Genomic DNA, 19831 nt, shown 5'->3' on the forward strand with positions numbered 1-19831 from the left:
AGCGCATAATTATGGCTTTATTGCGGGGGAATCGGACGCGTTTCTGGTAGGTTTTGATTTGTCTGTGCGGCTAAGATAGGGGCGTTCTCTTTTATAAAATCGGGTTTTATACCCAAAAAGGTTGCAGAGCGTCGGATAATATTGGCTGCTACGGGTGTCGCGTTATAGGCCGCGGTGGCAGAGGGCTCTCCATCAACGCGGTGAGGGTCGTCGATAATGGTTAGAACAATATATTGAGGGGCATCAATAGGGAAGGCAGCGATGTAAGAATTAAATCGCCTATCCTTGGCGTAGCGTCCATCAATAACCTTTTCGGCGGTTCCTGTTTTGCCGCCCACGCGGTAGCCAATAACTCGCCCCCGCCGGCCTGAACCGATATCCGCATTGAGTTTAAATAAATAGCGCATCTCTTGGCTGGTTTTTTCTGAAATTACGCGCGTGGCGCGCATTAAAGCTTGTGGTTTATCGCGTTGAATAAAGGTGGGTGGGATCAAAACTCCCCCATTAACTAAGGCCGCACTTCCTACGGCTGTTTGTAGGGGGGTGGTACGCATGCCGTGTCCAAAGGCAATAGTCATGGAGGTAACGTCGCTCCAGCGCATTGGAGAAAAGGGGCGCGCGGTTTCAGGCAATTCTGTTTGTAGTCGATCCAATAGACCAAGCCGGCGCAAAAATTCCTGGTGGCGTTCAATTCCCAAGGCTAGTGCTTCTTGAGCAGAACCAATATTAGAAGAGCGGGTAAAAACTTCCCATACGGGCATGGGGCGGTATTTGCCATGAAAATCATGGATAAAGCGGCCCCGACCCGCGGGTAATGGCTTTGAAGCATCAATTAGCGTGTTTAGGTGAAACAGGCCTGAGTCCAAAGCCATGGCTGTGGTAAATATTTTTATGGTGGATCCCATTTCGTAGGTGCCTGCGCTCATACGGTTTAATCGGTCAGTTTTGAGGACATCAACGGGATGGTTAGGGTCAAAATCGGGGATAGATGCCATTGCCAACACTTCACCCGTGTGAATGTTCAAAACGATGGCTCCTGCGCCCACTGCTTGATAGCGGGTAAAGGCCTTTATCAACTCTTCACGGACAACGGTTTGTATGCGGATATCAATGGAGAGTTTTACAGGTTTTAGGGTATTTTTATCGGCGAGCCCTGCAGCGCGCAAGTCACTTAAGCCCGTATTATCAATATATTTTTCAATACCACCGGTGCCTATATTATCAATATCCACGGTGCCTAAAATATGGGACGCAGCGGGTCCATTGGGGTAAAGTCGTTGGATTTCTGTTCGAAATCCAATGCCAGGAATCCCTAAAGCCATGATCTTCATCTTTTGCTCTGGCGTGAGGTTACGGCGGATCCAAGCGAAACTACTTTTGCTTTTTAGGCGATTATAAGTTGTTTGCCAATCCAGCTTGGGGATAATGGTTGAAAGAAGCTCAATGGTTTCATCAGCATCGATAATTCGCTTAGGAGTTGCAAAAAGTGAATAGGTTTTTATGTCTGTAGCAAGTAAGCGTCCGTTGCGGTCTAAAATGTCGGGACGCGCGGCAGATGCCTCATAAGCTGGTCCTTTGGCTTCTTCTATTTCTCCGCCTTTTGCGCCAAAATAGCAAAGGCGGGCGGCAATTAGTCCGTAGATGCTTATGAAACAGCACATGATAAACAAGAGGCGGTGTTGCATACGGCGCATGCGGTATTCTTCTTGCATCTTGTTTGTATTTTTATAGGATGTCTGTGTTCGCCACAAAAACCTTTTTTTCATTCTTGCGGCCTTTCTGTGGGGATAGGCAAAGGGGCAAAGGGCTCATGCTGCGTTAACAGGGTATTGCCTTCTTCAAGCTGCATATGATTAATCAGAGTTCCTATTTGATTAGAGAGCCGTTTGGGAACATCTTTTAAGGCAACAATTTGTTGTGGGGTTGTGAGTTCTAGCCCTAATTGTTGGTGGTAACGGTTTGCTAGAATTTCCATGCGCTTTGGTGCTGTAAGGAGAGCCCATTCAGTTTTAAGGAGGTGGATTGTATCTTGCTCGCTACTAATTTGCTGCTCTAAATGCTTTGCTTCGCTTAGGCGTTTTTGTACGTCATATTTGATTTTATAGGTGAAGGCGACCGTAGAGATCATAATGCCGACAAGAACTATATCAAAAGTACGTAAAACGGTCATTTTATTGCGCCTTTCATAAAGATTGGCAGCGTGGGCAAGTTAAAAATGCGCATATCAGCTTCGTGGGCAGGGGCATTTTGTCGGATCCCTACCCGCAAACGTGCAGAGCGGGCGCGCGGGTTCATTGAAACTTCAGCATTATCAGCTGTCTTTCCCCCTTTAAATAAAGGTAAAAAGCTTGGCGTAATTGGGGCGATTTCGGGTAAATAGCGCGAAGGCGCGGCTCCACCGGCGCGGGCGGTAAAAAATTTCTTAACCATTCGGTCTTCAAGGGAATGAAAGGTAACAACCGCTAAACGACCGTTGGGTTTTAATAAGCGCTCAGCGGCGAAAAGGCCCTGCGCCAATTGTCCCAACTCATCATTGACATAGATTCGTAAGGCTTGAAATACTCGTGTGGCGGGATGAATCGGGTCGTTGGGTTTACGGCCTAAAAGATTGGCTATGGCTTGGCTTAGGTCAAGCGTTGTTAGAAAGGGACGTTCGCTTCGGCGGCTCACAACCATACGGGCAACGCGGCCGGCATGGCGTTCTTCGCCTAATAATCCAAAAATTCGTGTAAGGTCGCTTTGCTTGAAGAAATTAATCACATCGGCGGCGCTAAAGCCGCTTTGTGCCATGCGCATATCGAGCGGACCATCCTTCTGGAAGGAAAAGCCACGCGCGTCTTCATCAATTTGCATGGAAGAAACACCAATATCGAAAACGATGGCATCAACATTTTCCTTAACTTTTTGATCAAGTTCTGAGAAAGGGCTGTGAATCAAACGTAGCCGCGGTGCAAAGCTAGAGACTAAACCGGCACCATCCCGTATGGCGTTTGGGTCGCGGTCAAATCCAATTACTTGCGCTCCTTTTTCTAAGAAAGCGCGGCTATAACCACCCGCCCCAAAGGTGGCGTCAATAATTAGAGCGCCGTCAATTGATCCAAGGCTTTTTAGGACAGTAGGCAATAAAACGGGGATATGCCGCGCAGTGCTTATCATAAGTTTACCATGTTTTGGTTTCTGAAGGAGGTAGGCGGGCTTGTACCGCCCGCTTAGAATTTCATAAATGCATGAGGATGCTTAAAAAACGGTTAGGGATATAAAAATAACAAGCTTTACAAAGATTAGAATTATTATTTTGCTTGGGTTGCGGTTTCATGTTTGGCAGCTTCAAGCATGGTTAAGAATTCTTGATTGCTATGAAGGTAGCTCAACAATTGTGTAGCCAAAAGGCGACCAGTTTCCACATCGCTTTGCCAATGGGCTCCGCAAATGATGCGGCTATCGCCAAAATCGCGTCCACGCTGGTAGAGGGCTCGGAAATTTTGTGGGCGGATTTCTGTTAAAATAAGCGCAAGACCCCAACCAGCAGCAGAATGAGCGGAGGGGTAGGAACCCGATTTTTCTAGACGTTTTTTGTTTTGAGGGGTGCACACTTCTTGTCCTAGCACCATAAAGGGGCGTATGCGTTTATAGTGGTTTTTGATGGGTTTGGCTGTTTGTTTGGTTTCGCTAACCCAACGCTGGATTAAATCGTGCAAAGCGGGCGTGGTTTTTGGTGAAATCACTGTGCCAAAGGCTTGAGAAAAGTTGGCCTCAATTTTGCTCCAATCACTATCTTGGATCGCTTGTTCCCAGCGCGGGGTTTTGATCAAGCTACGCCCTTGGTAAAAAGCTATATAATCTCGCTCTTGCGTAATGGAATCGGACGCAGGTGGGGGTGGTAGCGTAACGAGGGCATCTAATGCTGTTTGTTCATTAAAAAAGGGAGGAGCCTTGTCTGATTTAGCGGATCCTGTAATTAGTAAGGAAAGGCTAAGAACGATAGCCAAGAGTGGTAAAAACCGTTTATGTGTATAGTGCATATCGTCTCCTGATAAAATGTTTAAAGCGAAAAATAAAGCAAAGTTTAATAGGATTATCAATCGTTTTATTGTTCATCATCACTTAAGAAGCGGACAGATTGCCACCTTATTAAAACGTCGTTAATTTGTGCCCGAATGAAAAAACGTGACGCCTCTTTCCCATAGGAAGCATCGCGCAATTGGTCATAATCGCTATAACGATGGCGCAGATAAGCAAGGGTTGCAAGCCAAATGGCTCGTTCTGGGGACAGATTTCGCATGTGAGGTCGCAGGGCAAGAGCGCAAATTCCTTGCGCGTCATAATAAGGTACAAGGGGGGCAAGGGCACGTAAGGCTTTTGCGATTTGTTTTTTGCGGGGCAGCGGGCTCTCCAAAACATTCCCCTGTGTTGCATAGAAGGCTTGCACGTCTCAAAAAGTGGAGGATTTTATCAATAAAAGCAACCCCTCTAGGTGCGATTATGGAATTAATCAAAAGAAGGACATGTTTTTAAAGGCTGGCTCTTGTTAAGATTGTGGAATCCTTTTGGTGTTAAAGGGGATGTAAGCTCTCTATTAAATTGCGTCTTGAAATAGGGGCATGTATAGATACGAAAGGAAAAGAAATGGTTTCGCGTCGTGACCGAGGGCCGATTGCCAATTGGTGGTGGACAATTGACCGTTCTATCCTTGCTGCCTGCCTTTTACTTTTGGGTTTGGGGATTATCATGTCCTTTGCGGCAAGTCCAAGCGTGGCGAAAAAGATTGGCCTTTCAGATAGTTTTTATTTTGTGCGTTGGCATATTATTTTCAGTATCCCTACTTTTTTTACCATGATTATTATATCGTTTTTTTCACCCCGTAATATACGGCGTTTTTGCGCTCTTTTGCTCGTGGTAACGCTTGCGCTTATGGTTGCAACTTTAATGTTTGGACCTGAAATCAAGGGATCAAGGCGTTGGATTGGTGTGCTTGGGGTTTCGCTTCAACCATCAGAATTTATGAAGCCAGCCTTTGTGGTGATTTCTGCTTGGCTTTTTTCTGACAAAACGTATCGCAATGGTATCCCAGGCTATACTTTGTCTAGCGTAATTTATCTCATTTGTAGCACTTTGTTAGTTTTGCAGCCAGATATTGGGCAAACTACTCTGATCACAGTTGCATGGGGCGGATTGTTTCTTTTATCTGGGGTGTCGTTTGTGGTGATTTTTGCTTTTTCACTTTTTGCTGTGGGCGGCGGCCTTGGGGTTTATATTTTTGTAGGACATGTGCGCGATAGGGTGAATGGGTTTTTGACAGGTGAGGGGAATACATATCAGGTGGATGTGGGCCGCGAGGCAATCTTAAATGGCGGTTGGTTCGGTCAGGGTCCAGGCGAGGGAACGGTAAAGCGGATCCTGCCCGATAGCCATACGGATTTTGTTTTTTCTGTTGTGGCTGAAGAGTATGGAATCATTCTGTGTTTGTTGATTGTTGCCCTTTATTTTTATATCGTGGTTCGCTCCCTCACAAGTGCTATGCATTCTCGTGATTCCTTCACCCGTTTGGGGATTGCGGGGATGGCAATTTTGATAGGCTGTCAGTCGATTATCAACATTGCGGTTAATTTGCATCTTATACCGCCGAAGGGTATGACATTGCCTTTTATTTCTTATGGTGGCTCCTCTATGGTAGCGGTTGCCATTTCTATGGGGGTTTTATTAAGCCTCACGCGGCGGCGTCCTGAAGCGCGGCTATCGCGCTCTATTCTGCCTCTTATTCTAGGGAAATAAGACTATGTCAGAGAATCGCACTGTTATTTTATCGGCCGGCGGAACGGGTGGGCATCTTTTTCCAGCAGAGGCCTTGGCATCGGAGCTTACCCAGCGTGGCTATGACGTATATTTAGCTACGGATATACGTGGCCGCCGTTTTGTACGCTATTTTTCTGAAGATCGGGTTCATTTGATTGATTCTGCTACCATTGGCAGTAAAAATCCTTTTAATTTTGCGAAAAGCCTGTGGCACCTTTTTAAAGGTTTGAGACAATCGCGGCAGATGGTTGCAACTTTACGCCCCGTTCTTATGGGCGGGTTTGGCGGTTACCCAAGCTTGCCGCCTTTATGGGCGGCGGCATCAATGGGGGTGCCATTTTTTGTGCACGAACAAAATGCTGTGATGGGGCGAGCCAACCGTTTTATGGCGCGCAGGGCCGCGGCCATTGCTGGTGGGTTTTTGCCAAAAGCGGGGCCCTACGCTAATAAGATTGTTCTCACTGGAAATCCTTTGCGTCTTGCGGTTCTAACGGCAGCTGATGTTCCTTATATCCCGTGTAAAGCAGGCGAAATTTTTCGTCTTGTTGTGTTTGGGGGCAGCCAAGGTAGCACTTATTTTACTCAAACGATGCCCGCAGCTCTTGCTTTTTTGCCTGCTGCTATGCGAGCACGGCTTTCTCTAACTTTACAAGCACGGGGCGAGAGCGGTGCTTTGAGGACGCAATTGGCCGCGCTTGGGGTGAGCGCCGATATAGCCCCCTTTTTTGATGATATGGCAGAACGCCTTGCGTCAGCCCATTTTGTGGTGGCGCGGGCGGGAGCTTCAACCGTAGCTGAGCTCGCTACTATCGGACGACCTGCGCTTTTGGTTCCTTATCCTTATGCGTTGGATCACGATCAAGCATCGAATGCGGCGCAACTGGCGCAAAAGGGAGGAGCTTTGGTGGTGGAAGAGGCAGACTTATCTGCAAAGGCCTTGAGCGAGTATATTGCTTTTGCCTATCATAATCCTGACGTCCTTCAAGCAAAAGCGGCGTGTGCTAAGGAAATAGGTACTCCCCATGCAGCACGGTATCTGGCCAATATGGCAGAAGCTTTAATCAACGGTGTAGATATGCAGTCTTTTAAACAGGAGCTTGGCCATGAAGATGCCGCTTAATATTGGTCTTATACACTTCATCGGCATTGGTGGTATTGGGATGAGCGGCATCGCTGAAGTTTTGCATAATCTGGGCTATCAAGTGCAAGGATCAGATAAAAATGACGGAGCCAATGTCGCGCGCTTGCGGGCTTTGGGCATTACAATTCATATTGGGCACAGCACCCAAAACGTCGTTTTAGCCGATGTGGTAGTGATTTCTACCGCGATCACGCCTGATAACCCAGAATATCAAGCAGCACGTGAACAACATTTACCTATTGTACGGCGGGCAGAAATGCTAGCAGAACTCATGCGCTTTCGGCAAGCGGTAGCTATTGGCGGTACTCATGGGAAAACAACTACCACCTCGTTAGTTGCAGCTTTATTGGAGGCAGGGCGGTTTGATCCTATGGTTATCAACGGTGGTATTATTAATGCCTATGGTACCAATGCGCGCATGGGAGCAGGGGATTGGATGGTAGTTGAAGCCGATGAAAGCGATGGCACTTTTTTAAAATTGCCTGCCGATGTGGCAGTAGTTACCAACATTGATCCCGAACATTTAGACCATTATGGTAATTTTGACGCAGTGCGTGAAGCATTTCGCCAATTTGTAGAGAATGTGCCCTTTTACGGCTTTGCAGTGATGTGTATTGACCATCCTGAAGTACAATCGCTGGTAAGCCATATTGATACACGTCGTATGGTCACTTATGGTCACAATCCTCAAGCCGATATTCGGTTTGTTAACCATCGTATAGAGGCTGCACATTCTTGTTTTGATGTTATTATTCGTTCCCCTCGTAGCGAAAAAGTTTATGAATTTAAAGATCTAATCCTTCCTATGCCTGGTCGTTATAATGTATCAAACGCCACAGCTGCTATTGCGGTGGCGCATCAATTAGGTATTGATGAAGTATGTATTCGCCAAGGATTAGCAGATTTTTCTGGGGTTAAAAGACGTTTTAGCCATGTGGGGCACTGGCGGGGGTTAGACATTTTTGATGATTATGCACATCATCCCGTTGAGATTAAAGCGGTGTTGAAGGCCGCGCGTGATAGCGCTAGGGGTCGTGTTGTAGCAGTTGTTCAGCCTCATCGTTATAGTCGTCTTTATGATTTGTTTGATGATTTTGCAAGCGCGTTTAACCATGCCGATAGGGTCATTGTTACGCCCGTTTATGGCGCTGGTGAAACAATGATCAAACAAGTCGATTCAGAGTATTTGGTGCGTCATCTCAAAGCTGGTGGTCACCGTGATGCGCATTATGCGAGTGACCCGACCCTTATCGCCCCCCTTATCGCTGAATATGGTCAAGCGGGGGATTATGTAGTGTTTTTGGGAGCTGGTAATATTACTCAATGGGCGGGGGATATGGAAAATCAATTAAAGGCGGCGACGTAATGGAGCTTGCGTTCCAACCAGTGGATGGTGCAGGGCTCTTTAAGCGGCTTGCGCCTTTGTTTAAAGGTGTGCGTGGCCGTTTCAGCCCCGATTTTCCGATGCGTAAAATTACATGGTTCCGCACTGGCGGCCCGGCAGAACTGCTTTTTCAGCCTGAAAATGAAGACGACCTTGCCCAGTTTTTGCGTAAATTACCAGCCGATGTTCCGCTCACTATAGTTGGTATTGGCTCTAATCTTTTGGTGCGTGATGGCGGGGTGAAAGGGATAGTTGTGCGTTTACCAGCAAAGGGCTTTGGCCATATCGTGCAAAGGGGAGAGGCGGATTTATTAGCAGGGGCGGGCGCAAGCGATAAAAGTCTTGCAGCCGTTGCTTTGCAGACAGGGCTTCTTGGCTTTCACTTTTATGCAGGTATTCCTGGCGGGCTTGGGGGGGCGCTTAAGATGAATGCTGGGGCTAATGAGGAAGATACTGCTGCGCGGCTGGTAGAAGCCTATGCCCTTGACCGGCATGGCGAAAGCTGTGTTTTACCTTGTAGCGCGCTTGGCTATTCATATCGCCATTGCGCGGGTGCGGTTGGGCTGATTTTTACAGGTGCTCTGTTGCGGGGTAAACCTGCCTCAAAAAAGGAGATCGAAACAGCTATGGCTCAAGTATTGCACCACCGTGAAACGGTGCAGCCTGTAAGGGAAAAGACTGGTGGCTCTACATTTCGTAACCCTCAAGGCCAAGCTGCTTGGAAGCTTATTGATGAAGCAGGCTGTCGTGGTCTTACAATAGGCGGAGCACAAATGAGTGTAATGCATTGTAATTTTATGATCAATACAGGAAATGCTAGCGCTTATGATTTAGAATTATTAGGTAAAATTGTAAAGAAACGTGTTTTTGATAAGTCTGGCTACCAATTACACTGGGAAATTCAGAGAATTGGTCAATTCGCTCCCGGACAAGGTCTTGATTTATATTAGCTGTTTTTTGATTTATTAAAAAATGCAAAAAACTTTGAGTCATTTCAAGAAGATATAAAAAAATCATTGTTTAGGTCGTGTATTTGACTCCTTGGGGGCTTGTAATGAAGGATTCAGTCTGATTCATTATGGTTAATGCTAGGCCATTGATTCGCAAGGATGAATCGGACATTGAGTTGCTTTTTATTCTATAAATTGTATTGATGGCTAATTTTATAACTATATATGGTATGGGCGAAATTTCATGGCTTTAAAACAACATGTTGCGGTTTTGATGGGTGGCTTGTCGGCGGAGCGCGATGTTAGCCTATCGACAGGAGCTTGTTGTGCAAAATCACTGGAAGGTCTTGGATATCGTGTAAGCTGTATTGATGTAGGTCGAGACATTGCCTCGGTATTGTCTGCTTTGCGGCCTGATGTAGCATTTAATGCTCTACATGGTCGCTTTGGTGAAGACGGAACTGTGCAAGCCATTTTAGAAACGCTAGAAATCCCCTACACCCATTCAGGCATTTTGGCATCGGCTTTGGCTATGGATAAAGTGCGAGCTAAAATGATGGTGGAAGGGCGGGGGGTAGATGTAGCTTTATCAAAAATTGCCCACCGTTCTGAAATTAGCCAAGCACACATTATGCGACCGCCTTATGTAGTGAAGCCAATACGCGAGGGATCAAGCTTTGGGGTGATTATCGTGCGTGATGAAGCTATGACTGCGCTAGAGCCTTTGCGGGCAAGTGACTGGCCTTATGACGATGTGTTGATGGTGGAACAATATATTGCTGGTCGCGAATTGACGTGTGCTGTTATGGGTAACGAGGTTCTAGATGTGTGTGAGATTACGCCTGGAGTCGGCTATGATTTTTATGATTATGAGTCAAAATATGTGCCTGGCGCTTCTATGCATATATGTCCGGCTGCGCTTTCACCAAATATTTACCAAACTGTGCAAAGAATGGCTCTGAAAGCGCATCAGCTCTTAGGGTGCCGTGGAATAACACGCTCAGATTTTCGTTATGATGAGGCGGCGGGCATTTTGGTTTGGTTGGAAATCAATACGCAATCAGGCATGACCCCTACTTCTTTGGTGTATGATATGGCTAAGGTTAAGGGCTTAGATTATGCCGATCTGGTGCGGTGGATGGTGGAGGACGCGTCGTGTATGCGTTAATAAATAGAAAAGAGGGCGAGCGTATGGCCAAGGCCTATATGCACTTAGCACCGACTTGTGCGGCAAGGCGCGGTTCTCATGCAGAGCGCGGGGTTTTATACCGCCTTTATTGCCAAGTGCGCTGGTCAAACTTTTTTCTTATGATCATAGAGCGGCGTTGGTTGCAAAAAATTGGGCGTTTTGTGGTGACTTGCGCTTTTTTTGTAATAGTGGCCTATGGGTGGTTTTGGGGCGGTGGATTGCAAAAATTTAAAGAGGCCATGGTAGATATTGGTGGTCTTTCTATAAAAAAAGTAGAAATTATTGGCAATAAACGCCTTTCAAATACGGATATCGTAGCGTTGCTGGGTCTTAAGGGGCAGACCCCCATATTAGGTTTCAATCTTGCTCAGGCGCGCGTTGCTTTGCAAACATTGCCTTGGGTTGAAAAGGTTGATGTTCGGAAGGTCTATCCTGATAAATTATATATTTCTTTAAAAGAGCGCACGCCCTATGCCATATGGCAGCATGGTGGAGCTATGGATTTGGTTGACCAAGCGGGGCAGGTGATTGCTCCTTATAGAGTTGATGAGGCTTTATCCTTACCGCTCATTGTGGGGGCGGGTGCTGAGGATAAGGCTGCTAATTTTATCAAGAACCTTGCCCTTGTGCCTCAAATGCGCGATCAGATTCATGCCTATATTCGTATGGGCGATAGGCGGTGGGATTTGTTGCTCAATAATGGTATGCGGATTCTTTTACCAGAGAAAGCGCCGATTTCGCGTTTGGTGCAGGTGCTAACGGCTCCAGAGACAGAAAGCTTGTTAGAGCATGATGTTCAGACCATTGATTTGCGGTTTTTAGATCGCGTGGTTGTAGGGCTTTCGGATGAAGCTTTGGAGCGCCAAAAGGCGGTGGCGCGTGAACAAGGGCAGCAGCTTAAAATGTTAAAGACGGGGTGAAGATGCGTTTATTTAGGGGAAAGGGGAATTTAGCGCGCAAGCCAGGTCTTTTGACGGTGTTGGATGTTGGTTCAAGTAAAGTTACTTGTGTGATTGCCCGTCTGCGACCTTCGAATAAAGCTTATTATTTAGCAAACCGCACCCATCGGGTGGATGTTTTGGGCTTCGGTGTACAACAATCTCGTGGAATTAAAGCAGGAACTATTGTTGACATGGATGCTGCTGAACAAACCATTCGTTTAGTGGTGGATGCGGCAGAGAAAATGTCAGGCCTTGTGGTCGACTCTTTAATTGTCAATTTTTCTTCAGCACGGATGAGTAGTGCTTTAATAAAGGCAGAGATTAATCTTGATGGGCGGCCTGTTACCCCTTATGAAATAAAGCGGGTTTTAGCCGCTGCATCGCATAAGGCTTTTTCGTTTGAGCGCCATATTCTTCATTCATTGCCGCTTTGTTATACGCTGGATGGAGAAGGTGGTATTGCCGATCCGTTAGGTATGATGGGTGAAGTCCTTGGGGTGGATGTTCATGTGGTTCACACGGACACGGTGCCCTTGCGTAATTTAGAAATGTGTATCAACCGCGCGCATTTAACGGCGGCCGCGGTAGTTGCTACTCCCTTTGCAAGTGGTTTGGCAGTTTTATTAGAGGATGAAGCTCGGCTTGGGGCGGCCTGTATTGATTTGGGTGGGGGAATCACAAGCTTTTCTGTGTTTCATGATGGAAAGTTTGTCCATGGAGATGCGCTTTCTATCGGTGCTAATCATATTACTTTGGACATTGCACGCGGTTTTTCTATTGCACCACAAGAAGCAGAACGGTTGAAAGTTATGCATGGGGCGGCGTTTCCTGCTGATATGGATAATCATGATATGGTCCGTTTGGAGCCGCTTTCGGGCGAATATTTTGATAGCCAATATCCGCGTACAGCTCTTAACCGTATGGTTCTTGCGCGGGTTGAGGAAATTTTAGAAATGGTGCGAGATCAGTTAAACAGTTCGGGATTTGGCCATATCGTTGGTAAAAGGCTGGTATTGACAGGCGGCGGGAGCCAACTCACCGGTATCGCTGAAGCGGCGCGGCGCATTTTGGGGCGCCATGTTCGTATTGGACGCCCTTTGGGTGTGTCTGGTCTTCCCTCTTTGGCAAAGGGAGCCGCTTTTTCTACGGTGGTAGGCTTATTGATTTATCCTCAGTCAGCTGGTTTTGAAGAACAGGTAGTGCAGGCAGCTTTAGCACAGTTGCCTCAACGAGCAAGTGGCCCACTGCAAAGGGTAGGGCAGTGGTTGCGTGAGAGTTTTTAAGTTTCGGAAATAATGTGGTTTCGCCGCTATGGGCTTGCGGTATTTATGAGAAGGAAAGAACAATGACAATCAATCTGCAACGGCCAGATATTACAGAGTTAAAGCCACGTATCACGGTTTTTGGTGTCGGCGGCGGTGGCGGTAATGCTGTTAACAATATGATTAATGCTGGGCTTCAAGGTGTTGATTTTGTTGTTGCTAATACGGATGCACAAGCTTTGACTATGTCAAAGGCTGAGCGTGTTATCCAACTTGGCGCAGCAGTCACTGAAGGACTGGGTGCAGGTGCTTTACCAGAAGTAGGGCAAGCTGCGGCTGATGAGTGCTTGGATGAAATCATTGATCATCTTTCTAATTCACATATGGCCTTTATTACGGCTGGTATGGGTGGCGGAACAGGAACAGGTGCCGCTCCTGTGGTGGCGCGTGCGGCGCGTGAGAAGGGCATCCTTACCGTGGGGGTTGTTACTAAGCCTTTTCATTTTGAAGGCGCGCGACGGATGAAAACCGCTGAAGCGGGGATTGAAGAGCTGCAAAAATGTGTAGATACTTTGATTGTGATTCCCAACCAAAATCTCTTTCGGATTGCTACAGAAAAAACCACTTTTGCGGACGCCTTTGCTATGGCTGATCAAGTGCTTTATTCTGGAGTTGCTTCAATTACTGATTTGATGATAAAAGAAGGATTAATCAACCTTGATTTTGCGGATGTACGCTCTGTAATGCATGAAATGGGGCGTGCGATGATGGGTACAGGCGAGGCCTCTGGTGAAGGTCGTGCTTTGGCCGCCGCTGAAGCTGCTATTGCCAACCCACTTTTGGATGAAACTTCCATGCGGGGGGCACGTGGGCTTTTGATCTCTATCACTGGTGGTCGCGATATGACTCTTTATGAAGTGGATGAAGCGGCCAATCGTATTCGGCAGGAAGTAGATGAAGACGCGAATGTCATTTTTGGGGCGATTGATGACGATTCGCTTGAGGGGGTTGTCCGTGTTTCTGTAGTAGCAACGGGGATTGACCGTGTCGAATCAGATGTTGCACCTTCTTCTGATTATGGAATGCGGCGGCCTGCTGCTCCAGCGCGCAAACCCATGAGTGCGGGAGAGGTCGGCGCGGCGCAAAGTGCGGTCACGCCCCAGTCCCGCTCTCCCCAGCAAATGGCGCGCCCAGAATCTATGATTGAAGTGATGGAAGCTTTAGAGGTGGAGATCGCGCGCCCTGTTGATGAACCATTCCGCCCTAAAAGCCAAATTTTTAAAACCCCTGTTCAGCCTCAAGCTCCTATTGCCCCCCATGGGCAAGTGGGTAGTGGTATGAGAGCTCAAGCCCGGTCCGTTCCCCAACAACCTCTTGCTTCAGCTGTGCATATGGAAGCAACTGCGCGGGTTTTGGAAGAATCGCCGTCTCTTGCCCTTCCGGAGCAAAATGTGCAAACGCCGCGAGTCGCGCCGCAACAAGAGGCACGTCCCACAGCGGTGCGTGTACCTAGCCTTGAAGATTTTCCATCTGTAGCGCGCCAGCATATCCATGCAGGTGAAGAGATGCAGAAAAATATTCCTCAAGGGCCGCGTAATTTATGGCAGAAATTAACTCAGAGCTGGGTTCATCGCGATGAAGTAGAAGAAACGGCACGGCTTGAGCCAGCGGTTCGTACTTTGCAAAGCGCTGCTCAAGCTCCACAGGCATCTGAAGCATCTCTTTATGTATCGCGTGCAGGCTCTGCTCAATTGCGTGCGCAAGCACGTGTACCTTTGAGCGAGGAAGAGCAATTGGAAATCCCCGCATTTTTGCGTCGTCAAGCCAATTAGGCTTGGCGTGCAGTTAATGAAGCATGTGGATGAGCGCAGGTCTTTCTATTGCTTCTTGAATGTAAAAGTTGTAATTCTATACTAGATTATAAAGACGCTCATCCGAGCCGGTTTTAGAGCTTATGGAAAAGGGCGGAAATGCAAGGTTTCGGCTCTATCCCTAAAACAAGGCAATTATTATAAGGTTGATTATACCCATGGATATCAAAACAAAAAATACATCACAATTGATGAGAGCGCGAAAAATACTCTTCAGCCTTGCTTTGGGAAGCGCTTGCTTTTTGGCGGGGTGTATGCAAAAAAATAAGCCAATTGATCTAACAGTCGGTTCACAAATTGCCCCAGCCGACACGCTCTATGCCCAAGCCTATGCTAATTTTAAAGGTGGCAATCTTAAACAAGCGGCTAAGCTTTTTGCCAAGATTCCTGACCAGAACCCCTATAGCGAATGGGCTCGTAAAGCTTTGCTAATGGCAACTTATACTAATTATCAACTAGGTCAATATGATGATGCAAATAATCTAGGGCGTCGCTATATTAATCTCTATCCAAGATCTGACGATACGCCATACGCCTTTTATCTTATTGGTCTTGCTTCTTATAAGCAAATTCCTGATGTCTCGCGAGACCAAACCCCTGCTGAGCGTACCATTGTTGCTATGGAGGCGATTGTTAAATACTTTCCTAAATCAAAATATGTTGCTGATGCCAAAGAAAAAATCCGCTTTGCAAGGGAACAATTAGCTGGGAAAGAAATGCATATCGGCCGCTATTATGAAGCACAGAATCAGTATTTAGCAGCCCTTAAGCGTTTCCAAGCTGTTATTAGACAATATGCAGATACGAGCCAGGTGCAAGAGGCTATGTACCGCGTGGTTGAAGCCAATTACGCTCTTGGTTTGATGGGTGAAGCACAAAGGGCTGCCGTTGTTTTGAGTAGTAAATATCCAGAAAGCATCTGGTCTCGTAACGCTCATGATCTACTTGCCAAAGGTCAGCTTGATCGCGCAAAAACTAAGGTAACTAGTGTGTCAAAAATCTTTGGCGGTGTGCAGGCCGCGATTCATTAAGCCAATGCTTCTACAGCTTTCGATTCGCGATATTGTGATCATCGAAAAGCTTGACATTGATTTTTCCTTATCGCTTTCCGTTTTAACAGGTGAAACGGGAGCAGGGAAGTCAATTTTGCTTGATTCTCTTTCCTTAGCGCTTGGCTTGCGGGGTGATGCCGGTTTAGTACGCCAAGGGGCAAGTAGTGGTCAGGTGCGAGCTGTTTTTGACGTGGATGCTCAGCATCCAGCGCGTGCGATCATGCGTGCGCATGGGCTTGATGATGAAGGCGACGTGATTTTACGGCGGGTACAATTTGCTGATGGACGAAGTCGCGTTTTTATTAATGATCAATCGGCAAGTGTTACTTTGATGCGTGAAATCGGCCGTAGCCTTGTGGAAATCCATGGGCAGCATGCTGAGCGGGCTTTGGTGGATATTGATGCTCACTGTCAATTGCTTGACGCTTTTGCTGGCCTTGAGGCTGAAAGAGCCGCAGTTAAGGCGGCTTATTACCATTGGCGGGAGACAGAAGATGCGCTTGCTAAACAAAAATCCGCTATTATGGAAGCCGTGCGAGAGGCAGATTATTTACGCGCGAGCCTTGAAGAATTGCGCACTCTTGCGCCCGTTGAAGGAGAAGAGCAAGACTTAGCGCATCGGCGTTCTTCTATGCAAAAAGCAGAAAAAATAACCGTTGAAATTAGGCAAGTCGATGATTTATTTGGTAGCGCGCATTCTCCTATAGAAACTCTTATTCACGTGGTGCGTCGACTGGAACGTAAAATGACTGACGCGGAGCTACTAATTCGTCCAGTGGTAGAGTCTCTTGATGGGGCTATTGAAATGCTTGGTCGTGCCCATGATGCTGCAAGAGAGGCTCTGCGTAGTTTAGATTTTGACCATGGGGAATTGGAGCGTCTTGAAGAACGCCTGTTTGCTTTGCGTGCAGCTGGTCGTAAATATCAGTGCTTGGCTGATGATTTACCAACTATACAAGAAAAAATGGCTGCTGACCTTGCATCGTTAAATGCGGGTGAGGAAAAGGTTGTTATGTTAGAAAGGGCGCTTATTGCTGCAAGGGCGGCATATGATATGGGTGCGCAAGGTCTATCGCAACAAAGGCATAGGGCAGCGGAACAGTTAACAAAAGCAGTAATGGCAGAGCTGCCGGCTTTAAAATTGGGAAGTGCCCAATTCCTTGTAAAGATAGATAGTACGCCTGAAGAACCAGGACCGCGAGGGATTGACCGCGTGGAATTTTGGGTGTGTACAAACCCAGGGAGCCGCCCTGGTCCGATAATGAAGGTGGCTTCGGGTGGAGAATTATCGCGCTTTTTATTGGCTTTAAAGGTGGTGTTAGCTGATAAAGGTTCTGCTCCCACCCTTATATTTGATGAAATTGACACAGGCGCGGGTGGTGCGGTTGCCGATGCCATTGGTCAACGTTTGCAGCGTTTGGCTGAACGCGTGCAAGTGTTGGCGGTGACCCATGCGCCGCAAGTGGCTGCGCGCGCGCATCATCATTTTTTGATTGCCAAAAAATTGGATGAAGGGGGTCGTCATATGACTATCACCTTGCATAAAATGGCTGAAGAAGACCGTGGTGAGGAAATCGCTCGCATGTTGGCAGGCGCGCATATCACCGATGAAGCGCGTGCCGCTGCAAAAGAGCTTTTGCGACACGCCCATACAGAATAGGCTGTGTTTCGTCTATAAACTCACTATGATATTGGTTTGGGCGGATTTGGTATAAAGAAGGCTTCGATAATGATAAAAAAGGCGGTAGAAGATTTAACCCCATTGGAAGCAGCCGCAGAATTAGCAGAACTCGCGTATGAAATTCCCCGCCATGATATTCTATATTATCAACATGATGCACCAGAAATTTCTGATTCTGCTTATGATGCTTTGCGCTACCGCAATCAAGCGATTGAAGCCCGTTTCCCGAGCTTAGTTCGTGCTGATTCTCCTACACAGCTGGTGGGAGCACCCGTTGCTGAAAAGTTTGAAAAGATTGCCCATTGTGTTCCTATGCTTTCTTTGGACAACGCTTTTGATGACGGGGACGTAGAAAATTTTTTTGAACGTATCCGTCGATTTTTACGCTTTGATGCGACACAAAAGCTAGAAATTGTTGCTGAGCCAAAAATTGATGGACTTTCTCTTTCTTTGCGTTATGAAAATGGCCGTTTGGTAAGCGCGGCCACCCGCGGTGATGGTTTGACGGGTGAAAATGTAACCGCCAATGTGCGCGTGATTGCAGATATCCCCTTGCATTTAAAAGGGAAAGTACCGTCCCTTCTTGAGGTGCGTGGTGAAGTTTACATGGCGCATGAAGATTTTGCGGCGCTAAATGCGCGGCAGATTGCGCAAAATAAGCCAACTTTTGTTAACCCTCGTAACGCCGCTGCTGGTTCCTTACGACAGTTGGATAGCCGTATCACCGCAGGGCGGCAACTAAAGTTTTTTGCTTATGGCTGGGGAGAGGTAACAAAGCCACCGGCCTCTACTCAATATGCAATGATAATGACCTTGCAGGGTTATGGATTTGTTATCAATCCCTATATGGCGGTGTTTGATCAGGTGGCAGATCTATTGGCGCATTACCGTTTTATTGAAGCGCAACGACCCCATTTGGGCTATGATATTGACGGCGTGGTTTATAAGGTGAATGATCTTACCCTGCAAGAGCGCTTGGGTTTTGTCGCGCGTGCTCCGCGTTTTGCTATTGCGCATAAATTTTCAGCCGAAAAGGCTCAAACAATTGTTGAAGGTATTGAAGTTCAGGTGGGGCGTACAGGGGTTTTAACCCCTGTTGCTCGACTTAAGCCAGTTACTGTGGGGGGGGCAGTGGTCACCAATGCTACCCTTCATAATGAGGACTATATTAAAGCAATTGGCGCTAAGGGCGAAAAAATTCGCGAAGGGCGGGATATTCGCCTTGGTGACACAGTTATTATTCAACGGGCTGGTGATGTGATACCACAAATTGTTGATGTGGTTATCACAAACAGGCTTGAAACAAGTGCGCCCTTCATTTTTCCTCATTTATGTCCCGTTTGCGGTAGCCATACCACGAGGGAGGAGGGAGAGGCCGCCCGCCGCTGTACGGCTGGTTTGACATGCCCTGCACAAGCAGTGGAGCGTTTGCGCCATTTTGTTTCGCGCCAAGCCTTTGATATTGAAGGTTTGGGCGAAAAGCAGGTGGAGTTTTTTTTCAATGCTGAAGAAGATGATCTTGCGATTCATACGCCCGTTGATATTTTTACCCTAGAACACCGGCAGCAGAATGCGCTCATACGTTTAGAAAACAAAGAAGGTTTTGGTAAAGTTTCAGTCGTTAAGCTTTATAAGGCAATCAATGCCCGCCGCCAAATTGCGCTAAATCGTTTTCTTTTTGCTTTGGGCATCCGTCACATTGGAGCCGTAACAGCCAAACGTTTGGCGCGTGCATATTGCACTTATGAAAATTTTGCGTGTGCCGCTACCACAGCCCGCCCCCCCACTGAAAAAGAGAGGGAAGGCAATGCTGCTTGGCAGGAATTGATGATGGTTGAAGGCGTTGGTGCAATTGTTGGTCAAGCGATTGTTGATTTTTATCAAGAGGACCGTAATCAAAAAACGCTTGCTGCTTTATTAGAAGAAGTTACCCCATTGGTAGACGATAGCGGTCTAGATCAAGAAAGCGCTAGTTTACCTTTGGCAGGAAAAATTGTTGTTTTTACAGGAAGTTTTACGCATATATCGCGCGATGAATCCAAGGCGGTGGCAGAACGTATGGGGGCAAAAATCTCTACTTCTGTTTCCAAAAAAACCGATCTCGTAGTGGCGGGCGAAAAGGCTGGTTCTAAATTAACTAAGGCACAAGCTTTGGGTGTAGCAGTTATTGATGAAACAGCATGGTTGCAGATGGTCCGCCCTTAATATTAAAATGAGCCGCCAAAACCTCAAGCGGGTGGCGTAAAGTGCACTGATCGAAGCGTTCGGCTTGGCTACGACAGGAATAGCTTGTAGCTAAAATTTCTGCCCTCCTTATTATAGGCCTTTTTTAAAATCTTTTGCCAAGATTTATATAGTGGCTTAATAAGGTGCTCGTGCCCTGGGCTGTTGAGCCGATAGGGATGGCTTTATCCCTTGCAACCGCCAACCGAACATCACTAAGAAAATCACTGCCATTGCGGTTTGGGGCAAAACTGCTGAAAGTGATATTGAATTGCTTATAGGTAAGCTTGAATATGGTTTCAGGATGTCTAAACCGTGTATTAGCGCGCACATTCAGCGGTTCA

General features: G+C 47.0%; 16 protein-coding genes. 11 read left to right on the top strand and 5 right to left on the bottom strand.

What is annotated here, in order from left to right:
* Positions 1-17 precede the first annotated feature (17 nt).
* From ACK28X_RS03000 to ACK28X_RS03020, 5 genes are all read right to left on the bottom strand, one after another.
* Positions 18-1766 carry a peptidoglycan D,D-transpeptidase FtsI family protein gene (locus tag ACK28X_RS03000; protein WP_412058181.1) on the bottom strand — a complete coding sequence of 583 codons (1749 nt, stop codon included), beginning with the start codon at positions 1764-1766 and terminating at the stop codon, positions 18-20.
* The gene (locus tag ACK28X_RS03005; protein WP_412058182.1) at positions 1763-2170 is read right to left on the bottom strand and encodes a hypothetical protein; all 408 of its coding nucleotides are present in this window, start codon (positions 2168-2170) and stop codon (positions 1763-1765) included. The genes ACK28X_RS03000 and ACK28X_RS03005 overlap by 4 nt, the downstream gene beginning before the upstream one ends.
* A complete protein-coding gene (gene rsmH, locus ACK28X_RS03010; protein WP_412058183.1) occupies positions 2167-3156 on the bottom strand; it encodes a 16S rRNA (cytosine(1402)-N(4))-methyltransferase RsmH in 990 nt (329 codons plus the stop codon). The genes ACK28X_RS03005 and rsmH overlap by 4 nt, the downstream gene beginning before the upstream one ends.
* A 134-nt stretch (positions 3157-3290) precedes the next feature.
* Positions 3291-4022 carry an acid phosphatase gene (locus tag ACK28X_RS03015; RefSeq protein ID WP_412058184.1) on the bottom strand — a complete coding sequence of 244 codons (732 nt, stop codon included), beginning with the start codon at positions 4020-4022 and terminating at the stop codon, positions 3291-3293.
* Between the two features lie 65 nt (positions 4023-4087).
* Positions 4088-4396: a DUF2293 domain-containing protein gene (locus tag ACK28X_RS03020; protein WP_412058185.1), complete on the bottom strand. Its 309-nt coding sequence runs from the start codon at positions 4394-4396 to the stop codon at positions 4088-4090.
* Positions 4397-4626: 230 nt separating this feature from the next.
* On the opposite strand from ACK28X_RS03020, the gene ACK28X_RS03025 reads away from it, so the two are divergent.
* The 11 genes from ACK28X_RS03025 (at position 4627) to ligA (ending at position 19469) form a co-directional block, all read left to right on the top strand.
* A complete protein-coding gene (locus tag ACK28X_RS03025) occupies positions 4627-5772 on the top strand; it encodes an FtsW/RodA/SpoVE family cell cycle protein (RefSeq protein ID WP_412058186.1) in 1146 nt (381 codons plus the stop codon).
* 4 nt (positions 5773-5776) lie between these two features.
* Entirely contained in the window at positions 5777-6913 is a 1137-nt protein-coding gene (locus ACK28X_RS03030) for a UDP-N-acetylglucosamine--N-acetylmuramyl-(pentapeptide) pyrophosphoryl-undecaprenol N-acetylglucosamine transferase (RefSeq protein WP_412058187.1), read from the top strand.
* Positions 6897-8300, top strand: a complete 1404-nt coding sequence (gene murC, locus ACK28X_RS03035; protein WP_412058188.1) for a UDP-N-acetylmuramate--L-alanine ligase — start codon at positions 6897-6899, stop codon at positions 8298-8300. The genes ACK28X_RS03030 and murC overlap by 17 nt, the downstream gene beginning before the upstream one ends.
* On the top strand, positions 8300-9268 hold the full coding sequence (murB, locus tag ACK28X_RS03040; protein ID WP_412058189.1) for a UDP-N-acetylmuramate dehydrogenase: 969 nt from the start codon (positions 8300-8302) through the stop codon (positions 9266-9268). Before murC ends, murB begins: the two co-directional genes overlap by 1 nt.
* Positions 9269-9512: 244 nt before the next feature.
* Positions 9513-10436 (top strand): D-alanine--D-alanine ligase, encoded by a 924-nt coding sequence (locus ACK28X_RS03045; RefSeq protein WP_412058190.1) that lies wholly within the window; start codon positions 9513-9515, stop codon positions 10434-10436.
* A gap of 23 nt (positions 10437-10459) precedes the next feature.
* Positions 10460-11377 carry a cell division protein FtsQ/DivIB gene (locus ACK28X_RS03050; protein WP_412058191.1) on the top strand — a complete coding sequence of 306 codons (918 nt, stop codon included), beginning with the start codon at positions 10460-10462 and terminating at the stop codon, positions 11375-11377.
* 2 nt (positions 11378-11379) lie between these two features.
* Positions 11380-12681, top strand: a complete 1302-nt coding sequence (ftsA, locus tag ACK28X_RS03055) for a cell division protein FtsA (RefSeq protein ID WP_412058192.1) — start codon at positions 11380-11382, stop codon at positions 12679-12681.
* Positions 12682-12743: 62 nt separating this feature from the next.
* Positions 12744-14492, top strand: coding sequence for a cell division protein FtsZ (ftsZ, locus tag ACK28X_RS03060; RefSeq protein WP_412058193.1), 1749 nt, complete (start codon positions 12744-12746; stop codon positions 14490-14492).
* A 197-nt stretch (positions 14493-14689) separates the two neighbouring features.
* Entirely contained in the window at positions 14690-15562 is an 873-nt protein-coding gene (locus ACK28X_RS03065) for an outer membrane protein assembly factor BamD (protein ID WP_412058194.1), read from the top strand.
* A 4-nt stretch (positions 15563-15566) separates the two neighbouring features.
* A complete protein-coding gene (gene recN / locus ACK28X_RS03070; RefSeq protein ID WP_412058277.1) occupies positions 15567-17243 on the top strand; it encodes a DNA repair protein RecN in 1677 nt (558 codons plus the stop codon).
* 72 nt (positions 17244-17315) lie between these two features.
* Positions 17316-19469: an NAD-dependent DNA ligase LigA gene (ligA, locus tag ACK28X_RS03075; RefSeq protein ID WP_412058278.1), complete on the top strand. Its 2154-nt coding sequence runs from the start codon at positions 17316-17318 to the stop codon at positions 19467-19469.
* Positions 19470-19831 lie beyond the last annotated feature (362 nt).

Origin of the sequence: Bartonella sp. DGB2, from assembly GCF_046843095.1 — a bacterium.
Lineage (GTDB): Bacteria > Pseudomonadota > Alphaproteobacteria > Rhizobiales > Rhizobiaceae > Bartonella.

Bases quoted from the DNA above. Each gene is read 5' to 3' on its own strand.
- ACK28X_RS03000 (WP_412058181.1), bottom strand. From the start codon at position 1,766: ATGAAAAAAAGGTTTTTGTGGCGAACACAGACATCCTATAAAAATACA.
- ACK28X_RS03005 (WP_412058182.1), bottom strand. From the start codon at position 2,170: ATGACCGTTTTACGTACTTTTGATATAGTTCTTGTCGGCATTATGATC.
- rsmH (WP_412058183.1), bottom strand. From the start codon at position 3,156: ATGATAAGCACTGCGCGGCATATCCCCGTTTTATTGCCTACTGTCCTA.
- ACK28X_RS03015 (WP_412058184.1), bottom strand. From the start codon at position 4,022: ATGCACTATACACATAAACGGTTTTTACCACTCTTGGCTATCGTTCTT.
- ACK28X_RS03025 (WP_412058186.1), top strand. From the start codon at position 4,627: ATGGTTTCGCGTCGTGACCGAGGGCCGATTGCCAATTGGTGGTGGACA.
- ACK28X_RS03030 (WP_412058187.1), top strand. From the start codon at position 5,777: ATGTCAGAGAATCGCACTGTTATTTTATCGGCCGGCGGAACGGGTGGG.
- murC (WP_412058188.1), top strand. From the start codon at position 6,897: ATGAAGATGCCGCTTAATATTGGTCTTATACACTTCATCGGCATTGGT.
- murB (WP_412058189.1), top strand. From the start codon at position 8,300: ATGGAGCTTGCGTTCCAACCAGTGGATGGTGCAGGGCTCTTTAAGCGG.
- ACK28X_RS03045 (WP_412058190.1), top strand. From the start codon at position 9,513: ATGGCTTTAAAACAACATGTTGCGGTTTTGATGGGTGGCTTGTCGGCG.
- ACK28X_RS03050 (WP_412058191.1), top strand. From the start codon at position 10,460: ATGGCCAAGGCCTATATGCACTTAGCACCGACTTGTGCGGCAAGGCGC.
- ftsA (WP_412058192.1), top strand. From the start codon at position 11,380: ATGCGTTTATTTAGGGGAAAGGGGAATTTAGCGCGCAAGCCAGGTCTT.
- ftsZ (WP_412058193.1), top strand. From the start codon at position 12,744: ATGACAATCAATCTGCAACGGCCAGATATTACAGAGTTAAAGCCACGT.
- ACK28X_RS03065 (WP_412058194.1), top strand. From the start codon at position 14,690: ATGGATATCAAAACAAAAAATACATCACAATTGATGAGAGCGCGAAAA.
- recN (WP_412058277.1), top strand. From the start codon at position 15,567: ATGCTTCTACAGCTTTCGATTCGCGATATTGTGATCATCGAAAAGCTT.